26 protein-coding genes are annotated in these 25687 nt (G+C 55.6%); 15 read left to right on the forward strand and 11 right to left on the reverse strand.

What is annotated here, in order from left to right; translation table 11 throughout:
* The first annotated feature begins 10 nt into the window (after positions 1–10).
* The 6 genes from Q1A43_RS19465 (at position 11) to Q1A43_RS19490 (ending at position 5384) form a co-directional block, all read left to right on the forward strand.
* Complete coding sequence (locus Q1A43_RS19465) at positions 11–1264, forward strand: ABC transporter substrate-binding protein (protein ID WP_299926975.1); 1254 nt, start codon at positions 11–13, stop codon at positions 1262–1264.
* A 70-nt stretch (positions 1265–1334) separates the two neighbouring features.
* Positions 1335–2249 carry a carbohydrate ABC transporter permease gene (locus Q1A43_RS19470; RefSeq protein WP_299937999.1) on the forward strand — a complete coding sequence of 305 codons (915 nt, stop codon included), beginning with the start codon at positions 1335–1337 and terminating at the stop codon, positions 2247–2249.
* A gap of 12 nt (positions 2250–2261) precedes the next feature.
* On the forward strand, positions 2262–3101 hold the full coding sequence (locus tag Q1A43_RS19475; protein ID WP_299938001.1) for a carbohydrate ABC transporter permease: 840 nt from the start codon (positions 2262–2264) through the stop codon (positions 3099–3101).
* A complete protein-coding gene (locus Q1A43_RS19480) occupies positions 3098–3349 on the forward strand; it encodes a hypothetical protein (protein WP_299938004.1) in 252 nt (83 codons plus the stop codon). Before Q1A43_RS19475 ends, Q1A43_RS19480 begins: the two co-directional genes overlap by 4 nt.
* Positions 3346–4395 (forward strand): Gfo/Idh/MocA family oxidoreductase, encoded by a 1050-nt coding sequence (locus Q1A43_RS19485; RefSeq protein ID WP_299938007.1) that lies wholly within the window; start codon positions 3346–3348, stop codon positions 4393–4395. Before Q1A43_RS19480 ends, Q1A43_RS19485 begins: the two co-directional genes overlap by 4 nt.
* Positions 4392–5384, forward strand: a complete 993-nt coding sequence (locus Q1A43_RS19490) for an ABC transporter ATP-binding protein (RefSeq protein WP_299938009.1) — start codon at positions 4392–4394, stop codon at positions 5382–5384. The genes Q1A43_RS19485 and Q1A43_RS19490 overlap by 4 nt, the downstream gene beginning before the upstream one ends.
* On the opposite strand, the gene Q1A43_RS19495 is transcribed toward Q1A43_RS19490, so the two are convergent.
* The 7 genes from Q1A43_RS19495 to ugpB all read right to left on the reverse strand — a co-directional run bounded on the left by Q1A43_RS19495 (position 5385) and on the right by ugpB (position 13157).
* Positions 5385–7145, reverse strand: a complete 1761-nt coding sequence (locus tag Q1A43_RS19495; RefSeq protein WP_366944279.1) for a Na/Pi cotransporter family protein — start codon at positions 7143–7145, stop codon at positions 5385–5387.
* Entirely contained in the window at positions 7081–7992 is a 912-nt protein-coding gene (locus tag Q1A43_RS19500; protein WP_299938012.1) for an HAD-IIA family hydrolase, read from the reverse strand. The genes Q1A43_RS19495 and Q1A43_RS19500 overlap by 65 nt, the downstream gene beginning before the upstream one ends.
* A 3-nt stretch (positions 7993–7995) precedes the next feature.
* Complete coding sequence (locus Q1A43_RS19505; protein WP_299938015.1) at positions 7996–8970, reverse strand: glycerophosphodiester phosphodiesterase; 975 nt, start codon at positions 8968–8970, stop codon at positions 7996–7998.
* 1 nt (position 8971) lies between these two features.
* Complete coding sequence (locus Q1A43_RS19510) at positions 8972–10027, reverse strand: sn-glycerol-3-phosphate import ATP-binding protein UgpC (protein WP_299938017.1); 1056 nt, start codon at positions 10025–10027, stop codon at positions 8972–8974.
* Positions 10028–10039: 12 nt separating this feature from the next.
* On the reverse strand, positions 10040–10891 hold the full coding sequence (ugpE, locus tag Q1A43_RS19515; protein ID WP_299927002.1) for a sn-glycerol-3-phosphate ABC transporter permease UgpE: 852 nt from the start codon (positions 10889–10891) through the stop codon (positions 10040–10042).
* The gene (gene ugpA / locus Q1A43_RS19520; RefSeq protein WP_299927005.1) at positions 10891–11772 is read right to left on the reverse strand and encodes a sn-glycerol-3-phosphate ABC transporter permease UgpA; all 882 of its coding nucleotides are present in this window, start codon (positions 11770–11772) and stop codon (positions 10891–10893) included. The genes ugpE and ugpA overlap by 1 nt, the downstream gene beginning before the upstream one ends.
* An 80-nt stretch (positions 11773–11852) precedes the next feature.
* The gene (gene ugpB / locus Q1A43_RS19525; protein ID WP_299938020.1) at positions 11853–13157 is read right to left on the reverse strand and encodes a sn-glycerol-3-phosphate ABC transporter substrate-binding protein UgpB; all 1305 of its coding nucleotides are present in this window, start codon (positions 13155–13157) and stop codon (positions 11853–11855) included.
* 161 nt (positions 13158–13318) lie between these two features.
* On the opposite strand from ugpB, the gene Q1A43_RS19530 reads away from it, so the two are divergent.
* Positions 13319–14245, forward strand: coding sequence for a LysR substrate-binding domain-containing protein (locus Q1A43_RS19530; protein WP_299927036.1), 927 nt, complete (start codon positions 13319–13321; stop codon positions 14243–14245).
* Between the two features lie 90 nt (positions 14246–14335).
* Entirely contained in the window at positions 14336–14884 is a 549-nt protein-coding gene (locus Q1A43_RS19535) for a hypothetical protein (RefSeq protein WP_299927011.1), read from the forward strand.
* Between the two features lie 5 nt (positions 14885–14889).
* Here the strand turns inward: Q1A43_RS19535 and Q1A43_RS19540 are convergent, their stop codons facing one another.
* Positions 14890–15474 (reverse strand): TetR/AcrR family transcriptional regulator, encoded by a 585-nt coding sequence (locus Q1A43_RS19540; protein ID WP_299938023.1) that lies wholly within the window; start codon positions 15472–15474, stop codon positions 14890–14892.
* A gap of 102 nt (positions 15475–15576) precedes the next feature.
* On the opposite strand from Q1A43_RS19540, the gene Q1A43_RS19545 reads away from it, so the two are divergent.
* Complete coding sequence (locus Q1A43_RS19545) at positions 15577–16167, forward strand: NAD(P)H-dependent oxidoreductase (protein ID WP_299938026.1); 591 nt, start codon at positions 15577–15579, stop codon at positions 16165–16167.
* On the opposite strand, the gene Q1A43_RS19550 is transcribed toward Q1A43_RS19545, so the two are convergent.
* The 3 genes from Q1A43_RS19550 to Q1A43_RS19560 form a co-directional block, all read right to left on the reverse strand.
* The gene (locus tag Q1A43_RS19550; protein WP_299938028.1) at positions 16168–17370 is read right to left on the reverse strand and encodes a M24 family metallopeptidase; all 1203 of its coding nucleotides are present in this window, start codon (positions 17368–17370) and stop codon (positions 16168–16170) included.
* A 205-nt stretch (positions 17371–17575) separates the two neighbouring features.
* Positions 17576–18160, reverse strand: coding sequence for a hypothetical protein (locus Q1A43_RS19555; RefSeq protein ID WP_299938031.1), 585 nt, complete (start codon positions 18158–18160; stop codon positions 17576–17578).
* Positions 18161–18381: 221 nt separating this feature from the next.
* Positions 18382–19407: a LacI family DNA-binding transcriptional regulator gene (locus tag Q1A43_RS19560; protein ID WP_299938034.1), complete on the reverse strand. Its 1026-nt coding sequence runs from the start codon at positions 19405–19407 to the stop codon at positions 18382–18384.
* Between the two features lie 155 nt (positions 19408–19562).
* Between Q1A43_RS19560 and Q1A43_RS19565 the strand changes: the two genes are divergently transcribed.
* The 6 genes from Q1A43_RS19565 (at position 19563) to Q1A43_RS19590 (ending at position 25669) form a co-directional block, all read left to right on the forward strand.
* Complete coding sequence (locus Q1A43_RS19565) at positions 19563–20792, forward strand: ABC transporter substrate-binding protein (protein ID WP_299929203.1); 1230 nt, start codon at positions 19563–19565, stop codon at positions 20790–20792.
* Between the two features lie 144 nt (positions 20793–20936).
* On the forward strand, positions 20937–21788 hold the full coding sequence (locus tag Q1A43_RS19570; protein WP_299929206.1) for a carbohydrate ABC transporter permease: 852 nt from the start codon (positions 20937–20939) through the stop codon (positions 21786–21788).
* Positions 21789–21840: 52 nt separating this feature from the next.
* The gene (locus tag Q1A43_RS19575; protein WP_299929346.1) at positions 21841–22686 is read left to right on the forward strand and encodes a carbohydrate ABC transporter permease; all 846 of its coding nucleotides are present in this window, start codon (positions 21841–21843) and stop codon (positions 22684–22686) included.
* 8 nt (positions 22687–22694) lie between these two features.
* Positions 22695–23774 (forward strand): ABC transporter ATP-binding protein, encoded by a 1080-nt coding sequence (locus Q1A43_RS19580; protein WP_299938037.1) that lies wholly within the window; start codon positions 22695–22697, stop codon positions 23772–23774.
* Positions 23775–23790: 16 nt separating this feature from the next.
* Positions 23791–24555 (forward strand): sugar phosphate isomerase/epimerase, encoded by a 765-nt coding sequence (locus Q1A43_RS19585; protein ID WP_299938040.1) that lies wholly within the window; start codon positions 23791–23793, stop codon positions 24553–24555.
* Positions 24548–25669: a Gfo/Idh/MocA family oxidoreductase gene (locus Q1A43_RS19590; RefSeq protein WP_299938043.1), complete on the forward strand. Its 1122-nt coding sequence runs from the start codon at positions 24548–24550 to the stop codon at positions 25667–25669. The genes Q1A43_RS19585 and Q1A43_RS19590 overlap by 8 nt, the downstream gene beginning before the upstream one ends.
* Positions 25670–25687 lie beyond the last annotated feature (18 nt).

The raw sequence follows: 25687 nt of genomic DNA on the forward strand, positions 1-25687 counted from the left end.
GAGGAAAACCATGAAACGCAAGGCTCTACTATTGGCATTGGCCAGCACGGCCCTAACCGCGACAAGCGTGATGGCCGAGGATGTCACGCTTAACATCGAAAGCTGGCGCAACGATGACCTGACCCTGTGGCAGGACAAGATCATCCCGGCCTTTGAGGCCGCCAACCCCGGCATCAAGGTCAATTTCACCCCGTCGGCCCCAACCGAATACAACGCGGTTTTGAATTCCAAACTCGATGCTGGGTCCGCCGGTGATCTGATCACCTGCCGCCCATTCGACGCGTCTCTGGCGCTTTATGATGCCGGTCATCTCGCCAATCTTGCCGACATGGAAGCCATGGGCAATTTTTCGGATGTGGCGAAATCGGCCTGGCAAACCGATGATGGCTCGGCAAGCTTCTGTGTGCCAATGGCGTCGGTCATCCACGGTTTTATCTATAACAAAGAGGCCTTTAGCGAGGTCGGCGTCGAGGTTCCTACCACCGAAGCTGAGTTCTTTGCCGCGCTGGATGCCTTCCAAAAAGACGGCAACTATATCCCGATGGCCATGGGCACCAATGACCAGTGGGAAGCCGCCACAATGGGCTACAACAACATTGGTCCAAACTACTGGAAAGGTGAAGAGGGGCGTCTTGCGCTGATCAAAGGTGAGCAGAAGCTGACCGATGACGCATGGACCAAACCCTATGAAACATTGGCGAAATGGGCCCCTTATCTTGGCGACGGTTACGAGGCGCAGACCTATCCCGATAGCCAAAACCTGTTCACCCTTGGCCGTGCCGCGATCTATCCGGCCGGCAGCTGGGAAATCACCGGCTTCAATGCACAGGCTGATTTCGAAATGGGCGCGTTCAAGGCCCCGGTCATGGCGGCTGGCGACACCTGCTATATCTCAGACCACACCGATATCGGCATCGGCATGAACGCCGCGACGGCCAACCCTGAGGCGGCCAAAGCCTTCCTGACTTGGGTGGCATCGCCTGAATTTGCGTCGATCTTTGGCAATGCGCTTCCGGGTTTCTTCCCGCTGTCCAACACACCTGTTGAGCTCGAAGATCCGCTCGCCAAGGAATTTGTAAGCTGGCGCGGTGAATGCGAAAGCACCATCCGCTCCACCTATCAAATCCTGTCGCGTGGCACGCCGAACCTCGAAAACGACACATGGGGCGCGTCCGTCGCCGCGATCAAAGGCACCTCGGCTCCGGCGGACCTTGGTGCCAAATTGCAAGACGGCCTCGCATCTTGGTACGCACCACAGCAGTAAATCCTCCCCTTAACTGCTGACGATCCGGGCGGGGTTTCCCTGCCCGGACCACTCTAACCGGAGGTTCCCCATGGATCGCCCTCGCTTTCGCTGGCACATTGTCGTGTTTCTGGCTCCTGCCGTGCTGGTCTACACCGCTGTGATGATTTTCCCGCTTTTCAACACGTTACGCTTGGCGCTTTTTTCCAAGATCGACCAAGAACGCGTCTTTGTCGGCTTGGAAAACTTCCAACGCCTGTTCCTTGATCCAATCTGGTCGGAACAATTTTGGAACGCCTTGGGCAATAACTTCTGGTTCTTTGTCGTCCATATGCTGGTGCAAAACCCGATTGGCATCGCCTTGGCCGCTGTTCTTAGCCACCCGCGCCTACGGTTTGCCGCGCTCTATCGCTCGGCCATCTTCATTCCGACAATCCTCAGCTTTGTGATTGTCGGCTTTGCGTGGAAACTCATCCTATCGCCGATCTGGGGCATCGCGCCGTCGATGCTTGACGCGGTTGGCCTGAAATCGCTGTTCGCTCCGTGGCTTGGTAAAGAGGAATACGCGCTGACCACCCTCGCGCTGATCTCGGTCTGGCAATATGTCGGCATCCCGATGATGCTGATCTACGCCGCCCTTCTGACCATCCCAGAGGAGGTGTTAGAAGCGGGTGAAATTGACGGTGTCACCGGGGCCTCGGCCTTTTGGAAGATCAAACTGCCGCTGATCCTGCCCTCTATCGGCATCATCTCAATCCTGACGTTTGTGGGCAATTTCAACGCCTTCGATCTAATTTACTCTGTGCAAGGTGCGCTTGCTGGACCGGATTTCTCAACCGACATCCTCGGCACCTTTATGTATCGCACCTTCTTTGGCTTCCAGCTTCAGCTTGGTGATCCGCATATGGGTTCTGCTATCGCCAGCGCCATGTTCGCGATCATTCTGGTGGGTGTCTGTATCTATCTCTTCGGCATCCAAACCCGGATGCGCCGGTATCAGCTGTAAGGAGGCGAAAAGATGAACAAAGCACGCTCAAATCCGTTCAACGCCATCGCCATGCATGGTGCCTTGATCGCCTACACGCTCATCGCGTTGTTTCCGGTTTTTGTGATCCTGATCAATAGCTTCAAGACCCGCAAAAAGATCTTTCGCGAACCGCTGGCCCTGCCAGATGCCGAAAGCTTTTCACTGGTTGGCTATCAAACCGTTCTGAAACAGGGCGATTTCTTTCTCTACTTTCAAAACAGCTTTATCGTCACCGTTGGCTCGTTGTTTTTCATCCTGCTTTTTGGGGCCATGGCCGCCTATGCGCTGAGCGAATATCGCTTTAAAGGCAACATGTTGATGGGTCTCTATCTGGCGCTCGGCATCATGATCCCGATCCGTATCGGCACCGTCGCCATCCTTGAAATGATGGTGCAAACTGGGCTGGTGAACACGCTCTGGGCGCTGATCCTTGTCTACACGGCCCAGGGGTTGCCGCTCGCGGTCTTCATCCTTTCGGAATTCATGCGGCAGGTTTCCGAAGACCTCAAAAACGCCGGTCGTATCGACGGCTTGTCCGAATACACCATCTTCTTCCGCCTCGTCCTGCCCCTCGTGCGCCCGGCCATGGCCACCGTCGCGGTGTTCAACATGATCCCGATCTGGAACGACCTGTGGTTCCCGCTGATCCTTGCCCCGGCGGAAGAGGTCAAAACCCTCACCCTCGGCTCACAAGTCTTTATCGGCCAGTTTGTCACCGACTGGAACGCGGTGCTCTCGGCCTTGTCGATGGCGATCCTACCGGTGCTGATCCTCTATGTGATCTTCTCGCGCCAGCTGATCCGCGGCCTGACATCGGGGGCGGTGAAATGACCAAACGCGTTGTTGCCCTTGTTTGTCCCTGTGCCAAAGACCAATCGAACAGCGGTCAGAAATGGCTCTTTGGCACTCATAATGTCGAAATTGTTGCGGTTGTGGACCCCAAGAAACCGGAATGTGACCGGCGTATGATCCCGGTCTACAACACGGTGTTGCGGGCAATGTGCGCGACGCGGGCCGAACACATTCTATATGGCAATCAGATGATTAGCTGCCTGAATGAACCCGAGGTGGTGAAATGACCCTGCGCGTTCTCATCGCTGGGCTTGGCAATATGGGGGCAAGCCATGCCTTAGCCCACCATGCCCACCCAGCTTCCCAGATCGTCGGGCTGGTAAGTCGCTCGGGCACCGTTGGCCATCGCGATCTGCAATCTTACCCAATCTTTGCGGACTTCCATCAGGCGCTGGCCGATACCAAACCCGATCTTGTCGTTGTTGCCACCTACACCGAAACTCATGCCGATTTCGCCATTGCCGCGATGGAGGCCGGGGCGCATGTCTTTGTCGAAAAGCCTCTGGCGATGACCGTTGCCGATGCCGCCCGCGTGACCGCCAAGGCCAAGGCAACAGGGCGCAAATTGGTGGTCGGTTATATCCTGCGCCATCACCCATCTTGGGTCCGTCTGATCCAAGAGGCGCTCAATTTGGGTGGCCCGTTTGTCTTTCGCATGAACCTCAATCAACAAAGCTCTGGCGCGGAATGGGAAACGCACAAAGCGCTCATGCAAACCACATCACCGATCGTGGATTGTGGTGTGCACTACGTCGATGTCATGTGTCAGATCACCGACGCCACGCCGGTGCGCGTGCATGGCATGGGCCTGCGCCTGTCGGATGAGATCGACCCCAATATGTACAATTACGGCCAGTTTCAGGTCATATTCGATGATGGATCGGTTGGCTGGTACGAAGCGGGCTGGGGCCCGATGATGTCGGAAACCGCGTTTTTCGTCAAAGACGTCGTGAGCCCAAATGGCTCGGTGTCCATCACCGATGGCAACAAAGGGGCCTCGGCCGATATTGACGGGCACACCGCCGTGGGTGGCCTTTTGGTGCATCGCCCCGATGGTGACACGCTGATCGACCTGCCCGATGAACCGGGTCATCAAGATCTATGTGACGCCGAACAGGCCTATATGATCCGCGCCATTGTCGAAGACATCGACCTAACCCGACACATGAATGACGCGGTGCAATCGCTGGCGATTTGCCTTGCCGCCGATCAAAGCATCCGCACGGGCGCGCCTGTTGCGCTATCTGCCCCGCTCAAGGAGACCACCCAATGACCGCCTTGTCCCTCACAAACGTCAACAAATCCTTTGGCAAAACCCATGTGCTCAAAGACATCAACCTTGAGGTCGAAGACGGTGAGTTTGTCGTCTTTGTCGGCCCCTCGGGCTGCGGTAAATCCACCTTGCTGCGCGTCATCGCCGGGCTAGAAGACGCCAGTTCCGGCACCGTTGAAATCGGTGGCGAGGTGGTCAATCACACCCCTCCGGCCAAGCGTGGCATCGCCATGGTATTCCAAAGCTACGCACTTTATCCGCATCTCAACGTGCGGGGCAACATGACCCTCGCGCTCAAGCAAGAGGGCCAAAGCAAAGAGGAAATCGACGCCCGTGTGGCCGAAGCGGGGCGTATGCTCAACCTCGAAGAGTATCTCACTCGCTACCCCTCGGAACTCTCGGGGGGGCAACGTCAGCGTGTCGCCATTGGCCGCGCCATCGTCCGTCAGCCCAAGTTATTCTTGTTCGATGAACCGCTCTCGAACCTCGACGCGGCGCTGCGGATGAATACCCGGATTGAAATCTCAAACCTACACCGGCAACTGTCGGCCTCGATGATCTATGTGACCCATGATCAGACCGAAGCCATGACCCTTGCCGACAAAATCGTCGTGCTTCGCGATGGTCGCGTCGAACAGGTCGGCAGCCCGATGGAGCTTTACAACAACCCAGCCAATCAGTTTGTCGCCGGTTTCCTCGGGGCCCCGTCGATGAACTTTCTGCCGGCCTCTCTGGTGGATGGCGCTGACCCGCGCACCCTTGGCATTCGCCCCGAGGATCTGCGTGTTGATGCCGTCGGAGACATCAGCGGCACCGTCACCCATGTCGAAGCTTTGGGGGGCGACACCAATGTGATCCTCAAGGCTGGGGATCATGACATCACCCTGCGCTTGTTTGGACAACATGGCGCGCGGATCGGGGATGAACTACGTGTTTCGGCCCCAGCTGAAAAACGCTTCTTCTTTGATGACGCGGGTCAGCGGATGTAATTAGCGCGAAACCTGCGTATCGGTCAGGCGGCTTTCCAAAAGGTCGCCTGTTTCCTCCAAAATCGGATAGCCCGTCATGGCGAAACAGGTGTTGACCTGTTTCAAAACACGCAGGGTTTCCTGATGGATATTGCTGGCTTCGATACTGCCGATTTGCCCGTGGTTGAGACGGCCGAGGTGTTTGAGTTGCAGCTCTTGTTCGATCCGGCGAATGTTGTCCTTTTCGGCCACCAGCTCGCGGGCTTCGTCGGGGTTGCGGGTCATCATCACGTTAAGAGCAAGCTGCACATTGGCCAGAACACGGTCATAGAAATCGGCAATGTCGCGTTGCCCTTCGGCAGAAAAGCTAAGCTGTTCATGTTCCATTTTTGACGCCAGTTGAACCATGCGCCTCCCAACCAAATCCGCCGCCGCAGCAAGGTTGGTTGTCAATAGCGATAGGTCCATCGCGCCCTTGATGATCTCGTCATCAAGCTCTTGGCGGTTCAGTTTGGCGAGGTAAAGTTTTACATCTGTCTGAATGTCGCGGACGGCCTGTTCATGCGCATGAATGGTAGCGCGCGTTGTGTTATCCCACGACATGTAGAGAGAGTTGACAGCTGTCAACATGTCCTCGATCCGCACACCCATTTGCAAAGATTCCCGGACCGCACAGCCAAGCGCGCGGCTTGGATGCGTTAGCGCCGCGTCGTCAAGCGCCGTGGCGCGGACTTGGTCATCCGGTGAGGAATGCGGCATCATCCGGCTGACCAACCGGTGCAGGCTTTGAGTGAATGGCAGGGCCAGAATGCAAAGCACAGCATTGAAAGCCAGATGGAGATTGGCAACACGGCCGCCCCCCGATTGCCCGAGCCAGTCAAACGTGGTTGGGGTTAAGATCAGAGCGGCAAGCACAAGGACCGCCCCGCCGCCGCGCAGGACAAGGTTCGACATGACAATTTGACGGGCGGGCATCGGCGCGGCGAGGGTCAGGATAAACGCGATCATCGCCCCACCTAGATTGGCCCCCAGAACCATAGCCATCGCAGCCTCAACCGGAAGCGCGCCTTGGCTGACAGCTGTGACAAAGACCAACACCGCGGCGACGCTAGAATGCACCATCCATGCAAAAAGCGCACCGATCACAAAGGCCGACAAAAGGTCACCCTGAAGATAGGTCAGGATGCTGAGCGCGCCGGGGCTATCCATAATCGGGGCGGTGGCGGCACGTAGCATGTCGAGCGACACGAAGATCAGCGCCAAGCCGATCAAGATGCGCCCAGTTTGGCGCAGACGGCGTTGACTTGACTTGAGAAAAAGGACTGTACCAACCAGCAATAGAGCCGGGATCAGCAATGTTTGTTTGACCAGCAGCAGCTGAGCCACAATGGCCGATCCTAGATCAGCCCCCAGCAATATCGCCAAACCAACCGCCCCGGTCAGCGCCCCTTTGGCAGCGAAGTTGGACACCAACATCGCCACGGCGGTTGAGCTTTGCAACATCATGGCGGCCACCATTCCGGTGGCGGCGGCAAGGATGCGGCTTTGGGACGAGCGGCGCAACCATAGGCGCAGTTGCACGGAAAAGGCGCGCTCGACCCCGGTGCGCACAAGGCGCACGGACCAGATCAAAAGCGCTGCGGCTCCGGCGATATGAATCAGGAATGTAATCAGGGCGTTCGTGCCTCTTGTCGTTGTTAATGCGGGGCCAGCGGCCTCAGGTTGTGGGGACGATCCAATCGGGGCAAAGGCCCGAGCGGGTGATGAAAGGCGCGGTGTCACGCCCTTGAAACAACCCATGATCAGTGATCAAAACCGTGCCGAACCCGGCGGCGGCCCCACCTAGAATGTCTGTGTGCAGCGTATCGCCAACCATGGCAATGCGACGACTTGGAACGCCCTGCAATCGCGAAGAAGCGACATGAAAGGCGTTTCCAAAAGGTTTTCCAAAGAAAGACGGCTGGATACCGGTCGAATCCGCGATGTCATGGGCGATGGTGCCCGGTTCAATACTCAACCCTGTGTCGCGTGGTGCAACTAGGTCCGGATTGGCTACGATCAACGGGCGCGGCTCGCGTCTTAGTGCGTCGATAAGACGGTTGGTATCGGCATCGACCCAACGGCCACTTGAGAGTAAAATGAACCCACCGGCGCGCTCATAAAGGTCGGGGGTGTCATGCAAGGACTGCAGTGAAACCGTGCTGTCGGAATAGCTATCGTGTGCTAGTGAGGCCGCCGCCCATGGGCGATCACCGGGGAGCAGAGGAAGCGAGGCCAGCGCAACGTCACGGCTCGAAATAACTTCGGCCGCGGTAAAGTCGAACCCCAAACGGTGATATTTTTCAAGCAGTTGATCGCGCGTATAGCTGGCTGCATTGGTCAAAACGATAAGCTTTTTGCCCATCTTGCGGAGTTCAGCAATTCGGCTGGGCGCGCCGGGAACCGGTTCTTCACCCCGGTTGAGAACCCCAAAGGCATCAAGGACAAAGGCGTCAAAATGCTCGGCCAAGTCGGCAAGGTTGTCTGCATGGCGCGAGGTTTTGGGAAATGTGGCAACCGGGAGACGCGGGCGGATGGCTTCGTAGCGATCAAAGGCCCAATCCGTGGATATTTCTTTCGTAAAATCCAAAGGTTAACCTGCTTGCGCGAAAGGACGGAAATCCTCACGCCAACTTAGCCCTTGCGCCAATAATTGACGCTGAACCCGGCCGGGATAGTCGGTGATTATCCCGTCAACACCAGCATCAATCGCGGCTTGAACATCAGCGATCTCATTGGCCGTCCAGGCGTTGACGATCAGGCCAAGCTCTTGGGCCAACGCGACTTCTTCGGCACGAATGTCGGCAAAATAGGGCGACCAAACCGAGCCACCCATGGCCGCGATCAAACGCGGAAGAGACCCGCCGTGATCGGCCCGTGACGCCCCCGCCATCCAGTCAGATCCGTCGAGGATATTGGCATCCATAGGGGCATTAGGTTTGGCCTCATAGCTGAGATGAGAGCGGGGCAGATCGGGGGCGATGTTTTTTGCACAACTTAGGATACGCCAATCAAAGCTTTGAAAGATAACGCGATTTAGTAGGTCGTGTTGTTCCAAAACGTCGACGATTGATGCGGTGTATTCCATCAACGGTGGCGTGTTCTCCGGCTCGTCGGGGTGGCTTTTGACCTCAAGGTTCAGCCAGACGCCGTCATAGTTCGGTTGGTTCACCATCTCGGCCAAATCGGATAGTTTCGGCACCGTTTGACCGGTCAAAAAGGCCTGATCGGGATAGCGATTGGCGTAATCGGTCCCGGCCCGCAATCCGCCGATGTCATAGCGTTGCAGCTCTTCAAAGGTCAGATCGTAAATCCGCGGCCCTTCGCCCGCCAACCATTGCCCATCCGGGCCACGAGTCGAGGCGGCCATCAGACGCGGATTATGGGTGATGACGGGAACGCCGTCAGCGGTTGATAAAACATCCAGTTCGACCACCTGTACCCCGGTGTCAAACACGTGTTGGAACGCCATCATCGTGTTTTCCGGCAAGATGCCGCGCGCGGCGCGATGACCGTGCAGACGGACAATTCCGGGCGCTTTGCGCAAGGGGGCAAGATGGTCGGACATATCAGTCTCCGATCCGTTTTTCAGTTGCCTCATCAAAGAGATGTAGCTTTTCAGTTGGCGCAGACAAAGTCAGTACTTCGCCAATTTGATGCTGGGTAATGCCTTCTAGGCTAGCAACAATTTGGATGTCTGTGCCGTCCAATATCCCGTGCAAAAGGGTGACGCCACCCAAGTGTTCGAGCATCTCGATGGTCATTTTAAAGTGCCCGGTGGCATCGGGCGTCAGATGTTCGGGGCGCACGCCAAGCAAGACCTTGCCAGTGGCGGTTTGTCTTGTGTCGAGGCCGATGCCGTTGGGCATGGTCAAACTTGTTCCCGACGCGTTGCAGGGGATGAAATTCATCGCCGGTGACCCGATGAAACCGGCAACAAACACCGAAGCCGGGCGTTCATAAAGCTCAATCGGCGTGCCGAATTGTTCGACGTAGCCCGCATTTAGAACCATCAAACGATCCCCCAACGTCATGGCTTCGACTTGGTCATGGGTCACAAAGATCGAGGTCACGCCAAGGCGTTTTTGCAGCTTGCGAATTTCGAGCCGCATCTGCACGCGCAGCTTGGCGTCGAGGTTAGACAGCGGTTCGTCAAATAAGAATACCTGTGGGTCGCGAACAATGGCGCGGCCCATGGCAACCCGCTGGCGTTGACCGCCGGACAATTGCCGAGGTTTACGGTCAAGGTATTGGCCGATCTCAAGAATATCGGCGGCCTCGCGCACGCGGCGGTCAATTTCATCCTTGGGCAGTTTGCGAATTTTCAACCCGTAGGCCATGTTTTGGCGCACGCTCATATGCGGGTAAAGAGCGTAGTTTTGGAACACCATAGCGATGTCACGATCCGCCGGTTCCAAATCATTGACCCGCTTGTCGCCAATATAAACATCGCCGGATGTGACGGATTCCAGACCCGCCACCATACGCAAAAGCGTGGATTTCCCGCAGCCCGACGGGCCGACAATGACGACAAATTCGCCGTCATTTATCGCCGCATCGATATGGTGCAAGACCTCGGTGTCACCGTAGGATTTCGTAAGTGTGTCTAGCTTGATACCAGCCATTGCTGCGTCGTCCTATTTGTCGGTTTCCGTAAGCCCTTGCACGAAGAGCTTTTGCATTGCGATGACCACAAAGATCGGGGGGATCATTGCGAGGAGGGCGGTCATCATGATGATGTTCCATTGCGGAGATTGTTCAGCCGCTTCAAGCATTTGCTTGATCGAGACCACGATTGTCGACATGTCGCTATCGGTGGTAACCAAGAGCGGCCAGAGATATTGGTTCCAGCCGTAGATGAACAAGATCACAAAGAGAGCGGCGATATTTGTGCGGCTCAGCGGGATCACGATATCCCAGAAAAACCGCATCGGTCCGGCCCCATCAATCCGCGCGCTTTCCAGCATTTCATCGGGAATGGTGAGGAAGACTTGGCGAAACATAAAGGTCGCCGTGGCCGAAGCGATCAGCGGCACAGTCAGGCCCCAATAGCTGTTGAGCATGCCCAGTTTTGCAATAACTTCAAAGGTCGGCAAGATCCGAACCTCGACCGGGAGCATGAGGGTGATGAAGATCATCCAGAAGAAGCCCATGCGGAAGGGGAACTTGAAATAGACAATCGCAAAGGCCGACAAAAGCGAGATGGCGATTTTGCCAAAGGCAATCATCAGCGCCATCATCAGCGAGTTGAACATCATCATCCAGACCGGCGCGGTCGCAGTCCCCGACAGGCCCGAGCCCCAGAAGGTTTGTTTGAGGTTCACAAAGAACTGGTCACCGGGCCACATGGGAATGGGCACTTGGAGCATGCGCTCGGCCTCGTGGCTGGCACCGACAAAGGTGATCCAAACCGGCAGGGCAACCATGGCAACCCCAAGCAAAAGGACAAGATGCGACGCAATGGCGAGGAGGGGGCGGTTCTCAATCATCAGTATTGCACCCTTTTCTCGATAAAGCGGAACTGGATGACGGTCATGCCGATCACCAGGATCATCAGGATGACGGATTGTGCCGCCGACCCACCAAGGTCGAGGCCGACAAAACCGTCGTTGAACACTTTGTAGACCAGCGTGGTGGTCGAATTGGCCGGGCCGCCTTGGGTCACGGCGTGGATGATGCCGAAGGTCTCAAAGAACGCGTAGGTGGCGTTGATCACCAGCAAGAAAAAGGTGGTGGGTGAGATCAGCGGGAAGATGATCGTCGCAAATCGACGGATCGGACCAGCGCCATCAATGGCGGCGGCTTCGGTGATCGATTTGGGTATCGATTGCATCGCCGCGAGGTAGAAGAGGAAGTTATAGGCAACCTGTTTCCACGCGGCGGCGAGTATGACAAGGAACATGGCCTGAGAGCCATTTAGGTAATGATTCCAATCATATCCGATCATATCGAGCACATAGGGAAAGATGCCGATGGTCGGGTTGAACATAAACAAGAACAGCGCGCCCGCCAGAACCGGGGCAACCGCATAAGGCCAGATCAACAAGGTCCGGTAGGCGGTAGCACCGCGCACGATGCGATCGGCGAAACCGGCAAGGATGAGCGCAAAGCTCATCGAGAGAAAGGCCACAGCGGCGGAGAAGAAAAGCGTCCGGCCAAAGGCGCTTCTGTAGTGGCTGTCGCCCCACAGATATTCGAAGTTTTCGAACCAGACGAATTCGGTCGAGAGGCCAAAGGCGTCTTCGATCAGAAACGACTGATACACCGCTTGGCTTGCCGGCCAGATAAAGAAGATCACCGTGATGATGACCTGAGGCGCAACCAGCAGGTAAGGCAGGTAGGACGCCGGAAAGTGAACGCGCTTGAGCATCGTGTCCCAGACAGATCAGAGTGGAAAATGGCCCGGCAACACAGGGGTCGCCGGGCCGGTTCACCGGGAGGACGGTGAGATTATTTGGCGGAACGCTCGAACTTGCGCAGAAGTTCGTTGCCACGCTTGGCCGCGTTGTCCAGCGCCTCTTGGGCAGTGGAGTCACCGGCCCAGAGAGCTTCCATTTCTTCGTTGATCACGTCGCGGACCTGAACAAAGTTACCAAAACGCAGACCGCGCGAATTTGGCGTCGGTGTGTTCAAGCTCAGCTGTTTGATCGCAGTGTCGGTGCCGGGGTTGCTTTCGTAGAACCCTTGCTCGGCGCTCAGCTCTGCGGCGGCTTTGGTGATCGGCACATAACCGGTTTCCTGATGCCACCAAGCCTGAACCTCTGGCGAAGACAGGTAGGTCAGGAACTTGGCCAATCCTTTGTATTCCTCAGCCTCGTGACCGGCCAGCGCCCAGAGGGTTGCGCCACCAATGATCGAGTTTTGCGGCGCATCGGCCAACTTGGTGTCGAGCGGCAGCATTGTCTGACCAAACTCAAACTTGGCTTGCGATTTGATCGAGCCGTAATAGGCCGACGAGTTCATCCACATGCCGCATTCACCGTTGGTGAACATCGGAAGGCTGTCACCGCGACGGCCACCGTAAACAAATTTGTTGTCGGCCTGCATGTCGGCAACCGATTGCAAACGTGCCGCAACTTTGTCGTTGTTAAAGGTGAATTCGGTGTCGAACCCAGCAAAGCCGTTTTCTTTGGTGCCCAGCTCCATGTTGTGCCATGCGGAGTAGTTTTCCAGCATAACCCATGACTGCCAGCCAAAGGAAATTCCGCATTTCATGCCATTGGCAACCAGAGCGGCAGAGGCGGTTTCAACCTCATCCCATGTGGTCGGTGCTTCGACACCGGCGGCTTTGAGCGCGTCGGCGTTGTACCACAGAACCGGCGTTGAGCTGTTGAACGGCATCGACAGCAATTGGCCTTCGGGCGTTTCGTAGTAGGACACAACCGCAGGTAGGTAATCGTCGCCATTGAACGGTTCGCCCGCGTCGGACATCAGCTGTTCAACCGGATAGATCGCGCCTTTGGCGGCCATCATTGTCGCGGTACCAACTTCGAATACCTGAACCAGATGCGGCTGTTCGCCGGCACGGAACGCGGCAATCGCGGCGGTCATGGTTTCGGTGTAGTTGCCTTTGTAGGCCGGTGTCACAACATAGTCGGACTGGCTGGCGTTGAAATCGGCGGCGATTTTATCAACGCGTTCGCCATTGGCCCCGCCCATAGCGTGCCACCATGTGACTTCGGTTTGCGCATAGGCAGCGCTGGCGAGGGCACCCATGAATGCGGTGCTCGCCAAAAGCGATTTGGTGAAGGTCATTGTGTCTCTCCCTGACAGCAACAAAATGTCGTTGTGAAACTGAGCATTTGCTATGCGAAAAGATAATTCAAGTGAAACATTTGTAAATCAGACATAACATGATATTATAGTTGTGACCTAAATGCGCTAAATCGCAAAGAGGTGAAATGGGGGGTAAGTCGTTGAAATTTCAGCTAAGACAGCTAGAGGCATTCCGCGCCGTAGCAGAAGCCGGTAACATTACACGAGCTGCAAAAAATTTAGGCGTGTCACAGCCCGCAGTGAGCCGTTTGTTGTCGGATTTCGCCAAATCGATCGGATTTGAGTTGTTCGAGCGGCGGCGCGGGGTGCTCGAACCGACAAGTGAGTCGCGCTATTTGTTGACCGAAGTGAATCGCATTCTGGATGGCTTGGATCACCTCGAAGATTTGCGCCGTGACCTAACCGAACGCACCGCCGGACATATCCGAATTGCCTGTTTACCCGGTTTCGCCACCAGCCACCTTCCCAAAGTGTTGGTCGATTTTCTGCATGACCGACCCGGTGTGACGGTGACATTGGAGCCAGATCGACCAGAGCGGATTTTGGAATGGATCATCGGCGAACAATACGATTGTGGGCTGACCGATGGTTTTGCCGGACACCCGGCCACCGAAAGTCAGGATCTGTATATCAAATCGGTTTGCATTCTGCCCAACGGCCATCCTTTGGCCGAAAAACATCGGATTAGCCCGGTGGATTTGGCGGAAGAGCGGTTGATCCACACCCGCCGGGATAGTCGGTTTTACTATCGCCTTAGTCGGGCATTTTCCGACGCAGGCTTAGAAATCAACAGCTTGATAGAAGTGCGCCAGTTCACAACCGCCTGTACCATGGTGGCCGAGGGATTGGGGGCCTCGGTTGTCAGCGCCTTGGATGCCGAACAATTTCGCGGGCGCGGATTGGTGATCCGGCCGTTTGATCCGCAAATCTTTCATCGCCTGTCGATACTACGCCCGGCGACCGGGTCGCGCACACCGGTGGTGTTGGATTTCATCGACGCCTTTGTCGACAGCCTGACCCCGTTCTTGGCCGAAGCCCCACCAGAAACCGCGCGGTTGACCAGCTAAGGATGTCAAGAAATGGGGCGGAATTCCCTACTTGAGATGGCGTTGGGAGAACGGCAAAAAGTGTGCAGAACCAATCAGGAATTTACCACAATGCGCATTTTACCCATTATTGCCGCCGCCCTTTTGGCTTTGCCCGCCTATGCGGATGAGGTTAGCGATACGCTCAAATCGGCCATAACGGCTTATGAGGAGGGCGATATTCAATACGCTCTGGAAGAGCTTGAATTTGCCAAACAGAAGCTTTTGGAAATGAAAACCGATAGTCTTGGCGCGTTTTTGCCAGCCGCACCGGAGGGGTGGGCGTTTGAGAAAAACAGCGAGATGAATACGGTTTTAGGCATGATGGGCGGCGGAGTCGGTGCCGAAGGGGTGTACACCTCGGCGGATGGGACAGAGATCAAGGTGACGTTGATGGCCGACAACCCGATGGTGGCTAGTATGGGGGCGATGATCACCAATGCCGGGGCTATGGGAATGAAGGTTGAGCGGATCAACCGCCAAAGATTTGCCATTCAGGATGAACAAATGATGTCCTTGGTTGCGAACCGAATTTTGGTTCAGACCGAAGGTGATTTGGACTCCGCCCGCGCCGTTTTGGAACAGATGGATTTCAAAGCGATGGCCCAATTTGGTCAATAAGGAAGTTACGTTGGGGGGCCGGGTGTGAGCCAGGCCTCCAAATATGGGCCAAGGCGATCCGGTAGATCGAGGGTATTGTGGAGCGCGCAAAAGTTCAGCGCGATGGCTTGCACCACAAATGCCTGTATCCCTTCGGCAAGCAACTCTGGTGCAACATCTTGACGAAAGCGCGGCGTTCGCATCCACTCTGAGAACAGGGTGAATTGCCTTTCAAAAGTCACTGCAATCGGCCCGATATCTTCGATCGCGGCGGCCCCGGAGCGACGGATAATCACGTCAAACACCGCGCGTTCAGACCCCATATAGCGTACCAAGGGCATCAGCGAATCAATGAGATCTTGCACCGTTTGTGGCCGAGTCTTGGCCTGCATCTGATCCAAAATGCCATCCATATCGGCACCAATTAGGTGATCCAATAGCCCGTCTTTGTCAGGAAAATGGGCGAAAAATGTACCCTTGGCTGTGCCGGCGCGCTTGACCACCTCTTCGGTACGCAAACCGGGATATCCCATTTCTTCAACAACTTGTCGTGCCGCATCAAGAAGTTTGGCGCGGGTTTTCAATGTACGTTTTTGGACTGTGTTGGTCATTGCAGCACCATTGCATGAATTTGTGACCGTGGTCAAATTAGATATTGACCATGGTCATTTTTGGTGAATATTGACCGCAGTCATTTTTAAGAGGACCTACCAATGCCCCGCAAGATTTTCGTATTCGATGCCCACCCGGTTGCAGACACGTTGAATGCCCATATGGCCCAAACCTATCTGGCTGCGGCTCAGGCCGCCGGTCACGACCTGCGCCATCAGTCACTATCGCAGATGGCGTTTGACCCGGATTTTGGACAGACCCATTACCGCCACACCAAAGCGCTTGAGCCAGACCTAGAAGCTTTCATGCAAGCGTTGGAATGGAGTGATCATTTGGTGATGACCATGCCGATGTGGTGGGGGAGCTATCCCGCGAAAACCAAGGCGTTGCTGGATCGATCCTTGATGGCAGGGCGGGCATTTGACACGCGCAACCCGAATATCATCGGCCTGCCTGCGCCCATGCTTACGGGTCGCTCGGCGCGGGTGATCATTACCTCGGACACGCCGCGAATCTTCCAGCGGTTGGCCTATGGCGATGCATTTCAAAAGCAGATCAAGGGCCAAGTAACCGGCTTTGTTGGGATCAAACCGACACGGTTTACGTGGTTGGCCCCGGCCGGAACGCCCAAACCGGGTGTGGTCGAAAAATGGGCGGCCAAGGTCGAAACGCTTGGCCGCAAAGGGATGTGATTAGCCCACCACGTTGGTTTCCGGGCCATAGGGGTAGCCGGTGATATTGTCGTTGCCGTCTTCGGTGATCACCAGAATATCGTGTTCGCGGTAGCCCCCAGCACCGGCTTGCCCCTCTGGAATGGTCAACATCGGTTCCATGCTGATCACCATGCCGGGTTCCAGAACCGTGTCGATATCTTCGCGCAATTCAAGACCGGCTTCGCGCCCATAGTAATGGGACAGAACCCCAAAACTATGCCCATAACCAAACGTGCGATATTGCAATAAATCGCGTTCGGCAAAGAAGGCGTTGATTTGCTCGGTGATCTCGGCGCAGCTCGCCCCCGGTTTTAGCAACGACATCCCGTATTCATGGGCGGCGACATTGGCCTCCCAGATTTTCAGGCTGGCGGAGTCGACCTCTTGCACAAACAACGTGCGCTCTAGGGCGGTGTAATAGCCTGAAATCATCGGGAATGTGTTGAGCGACAGGATATCGCCCCGTTGCAACTCGCGTGCCGTCACAGGGTTGTGGGCCCCATCGGTGTTGATCCCGGATTGGAACCAAACCCAAGTGTCGCGGTATTCGGCGTCTGGGAACCGTTTGGCGATTTCCAACTCCATTGCGTCGCGTCCCGCCATAGCGATGTCGATCTCGCGCGCCCCGAGTTTGATGGCGTCGCGAATGGCATAGCCACCGACATCGGCGACCTGCGCACCGTGCCGGATCAAATCAATCTCGGCGGAGGATTTGTGCATCCGTTGGCGCATGGTGGCCGGGGCAATGTCATGTTTTGCGCTGGGCGACAGAAAGTCGTCGAGCAAGGCGTTTTGCGCCAAGGTCAGGTGGTCGCCTTCATAACCGATAACCTTGCCCGGCCCGGTGACGGACAGGATCGCGCGCCAATAATTGTTCCGCTGCCAATCGGTATAGGTGATGTTGTCTGCATGGCTGCGCCGCCACGGTTGCGCTGCGTCAATGCCCGCGCTGATCGTGACACTTTCGGTGGGCGTGACGACGAGGCCATAGGGGCGGCCAAAGCTGCAATAGAGAAACCCGGAATAGTAGGCGATGTTATGCATCGAGGTGAATACGCAAGCGTCAACGCCTTGGGCGGTCATCTCGGCGCGCAGTTTCGCCAAGCGTGCATCATATTCGGATGCCGCAAAAGGCAGTGTTTTTTCACCCTGGTGAAAGCGGTATTGTTGGGGACGTTCCATGAAACCCTCCTGTGATTGGCTGGGGAACCTTCCCCCGCCAGTTAGCAAAGCAAGGTCCCGGCGTGCAGGACGGAAAGGGGCATATAACTGACGACGCCATCGTCTGCCCGAGGGGAGATTGGCGGAGAGTTGTATGCTTGGCAAGCTCTGTCGCAGGAAATGTCGGCTATGCGGACTTTGCGGCCGTTGAAGAAGCACTAATAGATCAAGTCATGGGTGACTTGAGATCAAAATAATCAAGTATTTGCGTAGCGCGGATCAGGGCCTCAGTGCTCTCGGAATGAAACAATACATTCCCTTCCCAAAACTCGATGTAGTCCGTTGAACCCGTCGTTAGCAATTTGGCATCCCAGCCTCCCACGGTTAGAAACGTGCACAGCGAAATCAATAATTCTGCTTCGGCATTTTGTTCAACTGTTCCTGACAACTGATCCAACAGGTCGCTGGGAAGTGGCCCCAACAAAATTGCGGGGTTTTCAACTAAGTGATCAGTCTCCAAGTCTTCCCCTAAGACTTTGAGAAAGTGCTTCTTCTGGGATGGGAAACTGTCCTCAGAATGTTCGACCCATAATAGTCGATTTGAATTGCTGGGAAGCCAATCCGCCATCGACAAGAACACATGGGAGAGTTGAGTTGGGCTTGGATCAAAGAACCGCGCTACGCGTTCAGATTTGCTTACGCTGTCACCGACACGGTACAAAAGTCGTCGGTACCACGCGTTTTCCAGGGAAACCGCATATTTGTCCTCCCCCAAGTAATCTGTGGCCTCAGCGATGTTTAGCAGTTTCAATCTATTTACCTGACCCGCTTCAGCGCTCTGTGACGATAGGCTGAACCAGAGAACTAGTCAATTTGGGCTCGATGCTGACATCTGCCAAGCCGGGCTTGGTTAAGAGAGGGGTAGCCCAGAACCAGATACGATCTTCCGAATGCAGTATTCACGGCTCAAGCTTTGACGGTAAACTACTCTCAACCGGTCGCCGTGCCGGTCGCGTTCAATTGTCTGCGGTATCAGTGCGGGGCCGTGGTGCTTTTCCGAACAACAAGCGAGACCGGCAGAACAGCGGCATGGTTCAGGTTCTTATCTTTTGGGGGCAAGATCCGCGCCATCAGCATTTTAGCCGCGGTTTCGCCGATCATCAGGCGATCCTGCTTGATCGTGGTTAGCGGCGGAATGAACTGCTCGGCCAAACCAATGTCATCAAACCCCATTACCGACACATCTTCAGGCACCTTAAAAGCATGGCGTGAAAGCTCTGCTATAAAGGCCATTGCCAACTGATCCGATGCGCAAAACACCGCGGTTGGGCGGTCGTCTAGCGCGATCCAAGCTTGCGCAGCCCGACAACCCGCAGCAAGTGAAAATTCACCGGCAATGATCCAGTCAGGTTTGTGTTCTAGCTTGAGTTTCGTAATTTCATCGATGAAAGCATCCTTGCGTCTGTGCATCAAGACATTGCCTTCGGGACCTGTCACATGGGCAATTTTGCGATGACCAAGGTCATACAGATGGTTGACGGCCATGCGGGCCCCTTCGCGGTTCTCACACCGAACCGACGGGAAGCTCGTGCCATCGATCCACTCACAGGCAAAGAGAATTCGCTTGGCCTGAGGCGCGCTTTCCAGCATGTCCACAACTTCGGGATCAAGCCCACCATCGAGGATGATCATCCCGTCGGCACGCGCGTCATCCAGATAGTCGATCAATCTCTCGCCACTGTCGTGTACCTGTTTGGTGCTGGCGATGAGCATCGAGTACCCCTCTTGTGACAGATGCCGAGAGATACCTTCAAGGATCATCGAAAAGAACGGGTTGGCCAGATCGGGCAACAGGACGAGCACCGAGTGCGCCCGTTGTGTCCGCAGGTTTCGCGCCGCGCGATTGATGCGATATCCGGTGGCTTTCACAGCCTCCGCGACTCGCGTTCGAGTTGATTCGGACACGACATCAGGGTTCGACAACGTCCGCGAGACCGTCGCCGTCGAAACATTTGCAACCCGTGCAACGTCCTGAAGTGTTGAGGTTTTCACTACCATTTGACCCTTGTGGCATATCGCGTCTCTGCAATCGATTACAGAATTTCTTGACACAACAATCAATACCATAGCACGATGTAATCGATTGCATAGTGAAGGGAGCACGTTGCGATCAAAAAATCATTGGCGGGAATCCGCATTTCTGGGAGGAAAAAATGTCCACAATCATGAAGTCTTTGTTGGTCGGAACTGCGCTCACTGCCGCGTCTGTCGCCAACGCCGTCGAATTGGAAGTCACCCATTGGTGGACATCCGGCGGCGAAGCCGCAGCCGTCGCCAAATTCGCCGAGGCCTGGAATGCTACAGGCAACACTTGGGTCGATGGCGCGATCGCGGGTTCCGGTGGCACCGCGCGCCCTATCATTATTTCCCGCATTTTGGGCGGCGACCCGATGGCAGCGACGCAGCTGAACCACGGCCGTCAGGCGCAAGAACTGATCGAAGCGGGGCTGCTTCTTGATCTCACAGACGTTGCCGAAGCGGGTGGCTGGGCCGATATCGTGAACCCGTCTTCGTTGTTGGAGGCCTGCACGTTGGATGGCCGCATTTACTGCGTTCCGGTGAATATCCATTCCTCTCAGTGGATTTGGTTGTCCCACGGTGCCTATGAAAAAGCCGGGCTAGACGTTCCTAACGATTGGAATGAGTTCGTTGCGTCTTCAGGCGATCTCAAAGCTGCGGGAACACTTCCGTTGGCCATGGGGCAGCAGGGCTGGCAGCAAAACATTGCCTTTGGCGCGATAACCATTGCGGTTGCAGGTCTTGATGCCTGGAAGGCAGTCAACATCGACAAGAACGCTGACGTCGCACGCGGCGCAGAGTACACTGCTGCTTGGGAAGCGGTTGCGAATGCCCGCGAGCTCGCCCGTGAGTCAAACGTTCAGGATTGGAACCAAGCGACAAATATGGTCATCACCGGTCAAGCCGGCGCACAAATCATGGGCGACTGGGCGCAGGGTGAATTCGCTGTGGCTGAAAAAGTCCAAGGGACCGATTATTCGTGCCTTCCCGGTCTTGGTCTGAACCCGGTTCTCGATACCGGCGGTGACGCGTTCTATTTCCCCGTCAACGACGACCCTGAGATTACAGCGGCCCAGAAAGAGCTTGCCGCCTTGCTGATTTCGCCAGAAGTCCAAGTGTCCTTCAACCTCGCCAAAGGCTCCCTTCCGGTGCGTGGTGACATCGACATGTCAACGGCCAACGGCTGCATGCAGCAGGGCCTTGAGATTTTGGCAAATGGCGGCGTGCTGCCATCTAGCGACATCGCGTTCTCTCAGGACACCATGCTTCAGGTCGAAGATTTGATGGCGCAGTTCTGGTCAGGCGATATGTCAGCGGCTGATGCGCAAGCCTCCTATGCGCAACTGATCGAAGACGCAGACTAAACGTCCGTCTGATCTGGCCCGGCGGCACAGTTTGCCGGGCCACTTGCATCTCATTTTGATTGAAATGGAGCCGACACGATGACCGTGGCCTCGGACCCCCCGGGCGATTCTGCCAAACGCCCCCGCCGATTGTTCAAGAACTGGATGGCCAAGCTGGCATCCTTGCCGATGATCCTAACAGCGCTTGTCGTCTTCGTTGGTGGCACTGCTTGGACTGTTACGTATTCGTTCACGGGTTCGCGCATGCTTCCGAAAACGAAGTGGGTTGGTTTTGATCAGTACGAACGCCTTTGGAACACGGATCGGTGGATCATTTCGATCAAGAACCTTGCGATCTACGGCTGCCTGTCGATGATCTTGACGCTGGTGATTGGCTTTAGCCTTGCCGCCTGCCTGGATCGCAAAATCCGTTTTGAAAGCGCGTTCCGGACGATCTTCCTCTATCCATTCGCCTTGTCGTTCGTTGTCACCGGCCTTGTTTGGCAGTGGATATTGAACCCCGAATTCGGATTGCAAAGCGTGGTGCGTGGATGGGGTTGGGAAAGCTTTACCTTCAACCCGCTCAATGACCCCAACACCGTCATCTATGGCCTGCTGATCGCAGGGCTATGGCAGGGCACGGGCCTTATCATGTGCATCATGTTAGCGGGCCTTCGCGGGATCGACGAAGACATTTGGAAAGCAGCCCGTGTGGACGGGATCGGTGTTGTCAAAACCTATGTCATGGTCATCATTCCGATGATGCGACCAGTGTTCATCACTGCGCTCGTGCTTATCGCTTCGGGCATTATCAAACTCTATGATCTGGTGGTTGCGCAAACAGGTGGCGGACCAGGTTTGTCCTCAGAAGTGCCGGCAAAATACGTCATCGAATACATGTTCCGCGCCCAGAATTTGGGGCAAGGCTTTGCGGCCTCAACCATGATGCTGTGCTCTGTGGTGATCATCTTGATCCCTTGGGCCTATCTTGAATTTGGAGGTCGAAAGCGTGGCTGATACGATCACAAACACCCCCACCGAACCACACGGCCCCAAACCTAAAAAGGCAATGTCGCGCGCCAATATCTTTCTCTATGGCACGCTGATCATGGTCTCTTTGTACTACCTGTTGCCGCTCTATGTGATGATCGTCACCTCCCTAAAAGGGATGCCGGAAATACGGATGGGCAATGTCTTTGGGCCGCCGATGGAAATCACGTTCGAGCCGTGGGTCAAGGCGTGGTCAGAGGCCTGTACCGGTATCAACTGTGACGGCCTGTCGCGCGGTTTCGGCAACTCGGTCCGTATCTTGATCCCGTCGGTTCTCCTCTCGATCGCAATCGCGTCGATCAATGGATACGCGCTGTCCAACTGGAAGTTCAGAGGCTCTGAAACCTTCTTTACGATCCTGATTATTGGTGCCTTCATCCCCTATCAGACCATGCTCTATCCAATCGTGATCATGCTGCGCGAGATCGGGCTGATGGGGTCCATTGGTGGTCTGGTGCTAGTGCATACTGTCTTTGGGATGCCGATCCTGACGCTGCTGTTCCGCAATTACTTTGCCTCTATTCCAGAGGAGCTTTTCAAGGCGGCGCGCGTGGATGGTGCCGGTTTCTGGCAGATCTATTTCCAGATCATGATGCCGATGGCGTTGCCGATCTTTGTGGTCGCAATCATCCTGCAGGTTACGGGCATCTGGAACGATTTCTTGTTCGGGGTGATCTACACCAAACCCGCCACGTATCCGATGACCGTTCAGCTCAATAATATCGTGAATTCGGTGCAAGGGGTCAAAGAATACAACGTCAATATGGCGGCAACGCTGCTGACCGGGCTGGTTCCTCTCGTCATCTATTTTGCCTCTGGCAAACTCTTTGTTCGCGGCATTGCCGCTGGCGCAGTCAAAGGTTGAAAACGATCATGACAAACTCGGTAGAAATCAAAAATCTCGATCTGAATTTCGGTGCGGTACAGGTGCTCAAGCAACTGAACCTCGATATTGCCGAAGGTGAATTCCTCGTACTACTTGGGTCATCAGGGTGTGGGAAATCGACACTTCTGAATTGTATTGCCGGTCTTTTGGATATCTCTGGCGGGCAAATCTTTATCAAGGGGCAGAACGTCACTTGGGCAGAGCCATCCGACCGAGGCATCGGCATGGTGTTCCAGTCTTATGCGCTTTACCCGCAGATGACGGTGCGTGGAAACCTGTCGTTTGGGTTAAAAAACGCCAAGGTGCCCAAGGCCGAAATCGCAAAGCGGGTGGAACGGGTCGCTGAGGTTCTTCAGATTGGACCGTTGCTAGATCGCAAGCCCGGCGCTCTTTCCGGGGGCCAGCGTCAGCGCGTTGCCATCGGGCGCGCCCTTGTGCGGGATGTCGATGTGTTCTTGTTCGACGAACCTCTTTCCAATCTCGACGCCAAATTGCGGACAGATCTGCGGGTCGAGCTGAAGCGGCTGCACAAGCAGTTGAAAAACACCATGATCTACGTGACGCACGATCAGGTCGAGGCGATGACGCTGGCGGATCGGATTTCGATCATGAAAGGCGGTCTGATTGAGCAACTCGACACACCTGAAGTGATCTACGCCAAGCCTTGCAACAAATACGTTGCCGAGTTTATCGGCTCGCCTGCCATGAACCTTTTTGCAGGTCACTTGAGCGGCAATGTATTTAGCCGCGACGGTCTTAGGGTCGACGTGACGGGCTATGAGTTCGAAAACCACGGCAGAAGCGACACAAATGCGTGGCTTGGGATACGTCCCGAACACATCATGACAGATGAGGCCGCAAAGGGCGCAACCTTCACGGGGGCTGCCGAAATCGACATCGTTGAACCAATGGGGTCGGACACATTGGTCTGGGTCAACTTTGCGGGCCAATCCGTGCGTGTGCGTACCGGTGGCCAAACGGGGCTGAAATCCGGCGACACGCTGACAATTGGCTTCGACGCCGACCGGCTCCACCTGTTCGACGAAAAAACTGAAATCCGTCTTTAATTCTGGAACCAGACATATGACTCCTGCTCTCCAACTCTATTCGATGCGCGATTGCGCAGATCAAATTGCCCTCTTGGCGCAATTGCCGGCGCTTGGGATTACCAAGGTCGAAGGTTACGGCGGTGTCTACAGCGACCCGTCGGCCTATCGCGCGGCGATGGATGCCAATGGGATCACAATGGCATCGGGCCACATGGGTTTGAATGATATTGAGGCTGACTTTGAGGCGACGATGGATATCGTTGGCACCCTTGGGATAACGCGTGTTTTTGCGCCCTACCTTGAGGAAAAGGATCGCCCCGATACCGCCGAAGGCTGGGCCGCACTAGGCCAGCGCCTGAACGCTGCGGGCAAAAAATATGCCGACCGTGGCATCACTTTTGGGTGGCACAATCACGACTTCGAATTCGTTGCCCAGAAAGACGGCAGCACGCCGATGGACACGTTATTGGAGGCAGCACCCGATATTACATGGGAGGCCGATCTGGCTTGGGTCGTTCGCGGAGGGCGCGACCCCATCGACTATATCAAACGCTACGCAGACCGCCTGTCGGCGATACACGTCAAAGATATCGCGGCCGCGGGTGACAACCTTGATCAAGACGGATGGTCCGATCTGGGTGATGGAACCCTTGATTGGTCCGCTCTGCTTCAGGCGTGCCGCAGCGCCTCCAGCGATTTGATCTATGCTCTCGAACACGACAAGCCGAGCGACCCCGTCGCCTACGCAACTCGTTCGGCAGGGGCGTTCAAGACACTTTGGGAGAACACACATGACTAAGGGCCTTGGCGTTGGCATCATCGGGTGCGGGAATATTTCCACAGCATATCTCAGCTTGGCTTCGCTTTTCAAAGGGTATGAAATAGTCGCCGTTGCAGACATCAACATGGACAACGCCCGTGCTCAGGCGGCCAAGTTTGATGTGCGTGCAAATACGGTTGATGACCTGCTTGCTGCCGATGATGTTGACCTTGTAATCAACCTTACGATCCCTGCCGCCCATGTGGATGTGTCGCGGGCGATCCTTCAGGCGGGTAAACACGTCTATTCCGAAAAACCCTTTGTTCTCAGCCTTGCCGAGGCGCAAGAGCTGGGTGACATTGCCAAAGCGAATGACCTGCGGATCGGGTCAGCGCCGGATACCATTCTGGGGGCTAGCCACCAATTGGCACGCTCCCTTATCGATGATGGTGCAATTGGCAAAGTCACCTCTGGTGCGGCGGTTGTCATGTCCAGCGGTATGGAAAGTTGGCACCCCAATCCGGACTTCTTCTTTCAAAAGGGGGGCGGCCCTATCCTTGATCTTGGGCCCTATTATATCTGCAATCTTGTGCAGATACTTGGCCCTGTTGCGCAGGTCACCAGTATGACTGGCATGGCCAGTGAAACCCGCACGATCGCCAATGGCCCGCGTGACGGCGAAATAGTTCCCGTCGAAACTCCGACCACGATCCATGCGGTGATGAAGTTCGAAAGCGGCGCGATTGTTACACTGCTGTCGAGTTGGGACGTTCATTCAAGCAACCACCCGATTATGGAGCTTTATGGAACTGATGGCACGATTGATGTGCCCGACCCGAATTTCTTTGGCGGTGACGTCACTGTGGCCCCGCGCGGCAAGGAGCCAACGGCGCATTCATGGGATCACCCGTTTGGTGTGCCTAACTTTGAAGAGACAAAAGCAAACTACCGTGGCGCAGGTCTCGCCGATATGGCGCTGGCCATCACTGAGGGCCGACCGCACCGCTGCAATGACGCCTTTGCGACCCATGTCGTCGAGGTGATGACCGCGATCCTTGAGGCAGGTGAAACTGGCAAAGTCATGACAATGACAACCAGCTGTAACAGGCCCGAGGTGCTTGGCCCCGATGCAGCCAGCGCGCTGTTGGCCTAATCGCAATATTTGGAGAGT

Source organism: uncultured Pelagimonas sp. (genome assembly GCF_947498515.1).
Lineage (GTDB): Bacteria > Pseudomonadota > Alphaproteobacteria > Rhodobacterales > Rhodobacteraceae > Pelagimonas.

Excerpts from the sequence above, each read along its gene's own strand:
- Q1A43_RS19535 (WP_299927011.1), top strand. The coding sequence starts at position 14,336 with ATGCGCATTTTACCCATTATTGCCGCCGCCCTTTTGGCTTTGCCCGCC.
- Q1A43_RS19580 (WP_299938037.1), top strand. The coding sequence starts at position 22,695 with ATGACAAACTCGGTAGAAATCAAAAATCTCGATCTGAATTTCGGTGCG.
- Q1A43_RS19470 (WP_299937999.1), top strand. The coding sequence starts at position 1,335 with ATGGATCGCCCTCGCTTTCGCTGGCACATTGTCGTGTTTCTGGCTCCT.
- Q1A43_RS19550 (WP_299938028.1), bottom strand. The coding sequence starts at position 17,370 with ATGGAACGTCCCCAACAATACCGCTTTCACCAGGGTGAAAAAACACTG.
- Q1A43_RS19490 (WP_299938009.1), top strand. The coding sequence starts at position 4,392 with ATGACCGCCTTGTCCCTCACAAACGTCAACAAATCCTTTGGCAAAACC.
- Q1A43_RS19510 (WP_299938017.1), bottom strand. The coding sequence starts at position 10,027 with ATGGCTGGTATCAAGCTAGACACACTTACGAAATCCTACGGTGACACC.
- Q1A43_RS19505 (WP_299938015.1), bottom strand. The coding sequence starts at position 8,970 with ATGTCCGACCATCTTGCCCCCTTGCGCAAAGCGCCCGGAATTGTCCGT.
- Q1A43_RS19565 (WP_299929203.1), top strand. The coding sequence starts at position 19,563 with ATGTCCACAATCATGAAGTCTTTGTTGGTCGGAACTGCGCTCACTGCC.
- Q1A43_RS19590 (WP_299938043.1), top strand. The coding sequence starts at position 24,548 with ATGACTAAGGGCCTTGGCGTTGGCATCATCGGGTGCGGGAATATTTCC.
- Q1A43_RS19585 (WP_299938040.1), top strand. The coding sequence starts at position 23,791 with ATGACTCCTGCTCTCCAACTCTATTCGATGCGCGATTGCGCAGATCAA.
- Q1A43_RS19485 (WP_299938007.1), top strand. The coding sequence starts at position 3,346 with ATGACCCTGCGCGTTCTCATCGCTGGGCTTGGCAATATGGGGGCAAGC.
- Q1A43_RS19480 (WP_299938004.1), top strand. The coding sequence starts at position 3,098 with ATGACCAAACGCGTTGTTGCCCTTGTTTGTCCCTGTGCCAAAGACCAA.
- Q1A43_RS19465 (WP_299926975.1), top strand. The coding sequence starts at position 11 with ATGAAACGCAAGGCTCTACTATTGGCATTGGCCAGCACGGCCCTAACC.
- Q1A43_RS19475 (WP_299938001.1), top strand. The coding sequence starts at position 2,262 with ATGAACAAAGCACGCTCAAATCCGTTCAACGCCATCGCCATGCATGGT.
- Q1A43_RS19545 (WP_299938026.1), top strand. The coding sequence starts at position 15,577 with ATGCCCCGCAAGATTTTCGTATTCGATGCCCACCCGGTTGCAGACACG.
- ugpB (WP_299938020.1), bottom strand. The coding sequence starts at position 13,157 with ATGACCTTCACCAAATCGCTTTTGGCGAGCACCGCATTCATGGGTGCC.
- Q1A43_RS19570 (WP_299929206.1), top strand. The coding sequence starts at position 20,937 with ATGGCCAAGCTGGCATCCTTGCCGATGATCCTAACAGCGCTTGTCGTC.
- ugpA (WP_299927005.1), bottom strand. The coding sequence starts at position 11,772 with ATGCTCAAGCGCGTTCACTTTCCGGCGTCCTACCTGCCTTACCTGCTG.
- ugpE (WP_299927002.1), bottom strand. The coding sequence starts at position 10,891 with ATGATTGAGAACCGCCCCCTCCTCGCCATTGCGTCGCATCTTGTCCTT.
- Q1A43_RS19575 (WP_299929346.1), top strand. The coding sequence starts at position 21,841 with ATGTCGCGCGCCAATATCTTTCTCTATGGCACGCTGATCATGGTCTCT.
- Q1A43_RS19560 (WP_299938034.1), bottom strand. The coding sequence starts at position 19,407 with ATGGTAGTGAAAACCTCAACACTTCAGGACGTTGCACGGGTTGCAAAT.
- Q1A43_RS19540 (WP_299938023.1), bottom strand. The coding sequence starts at position 15,474 with ATGACCAACACAGTCCAAAAACGTACATTGAAAACCCGCGCCAAACTT.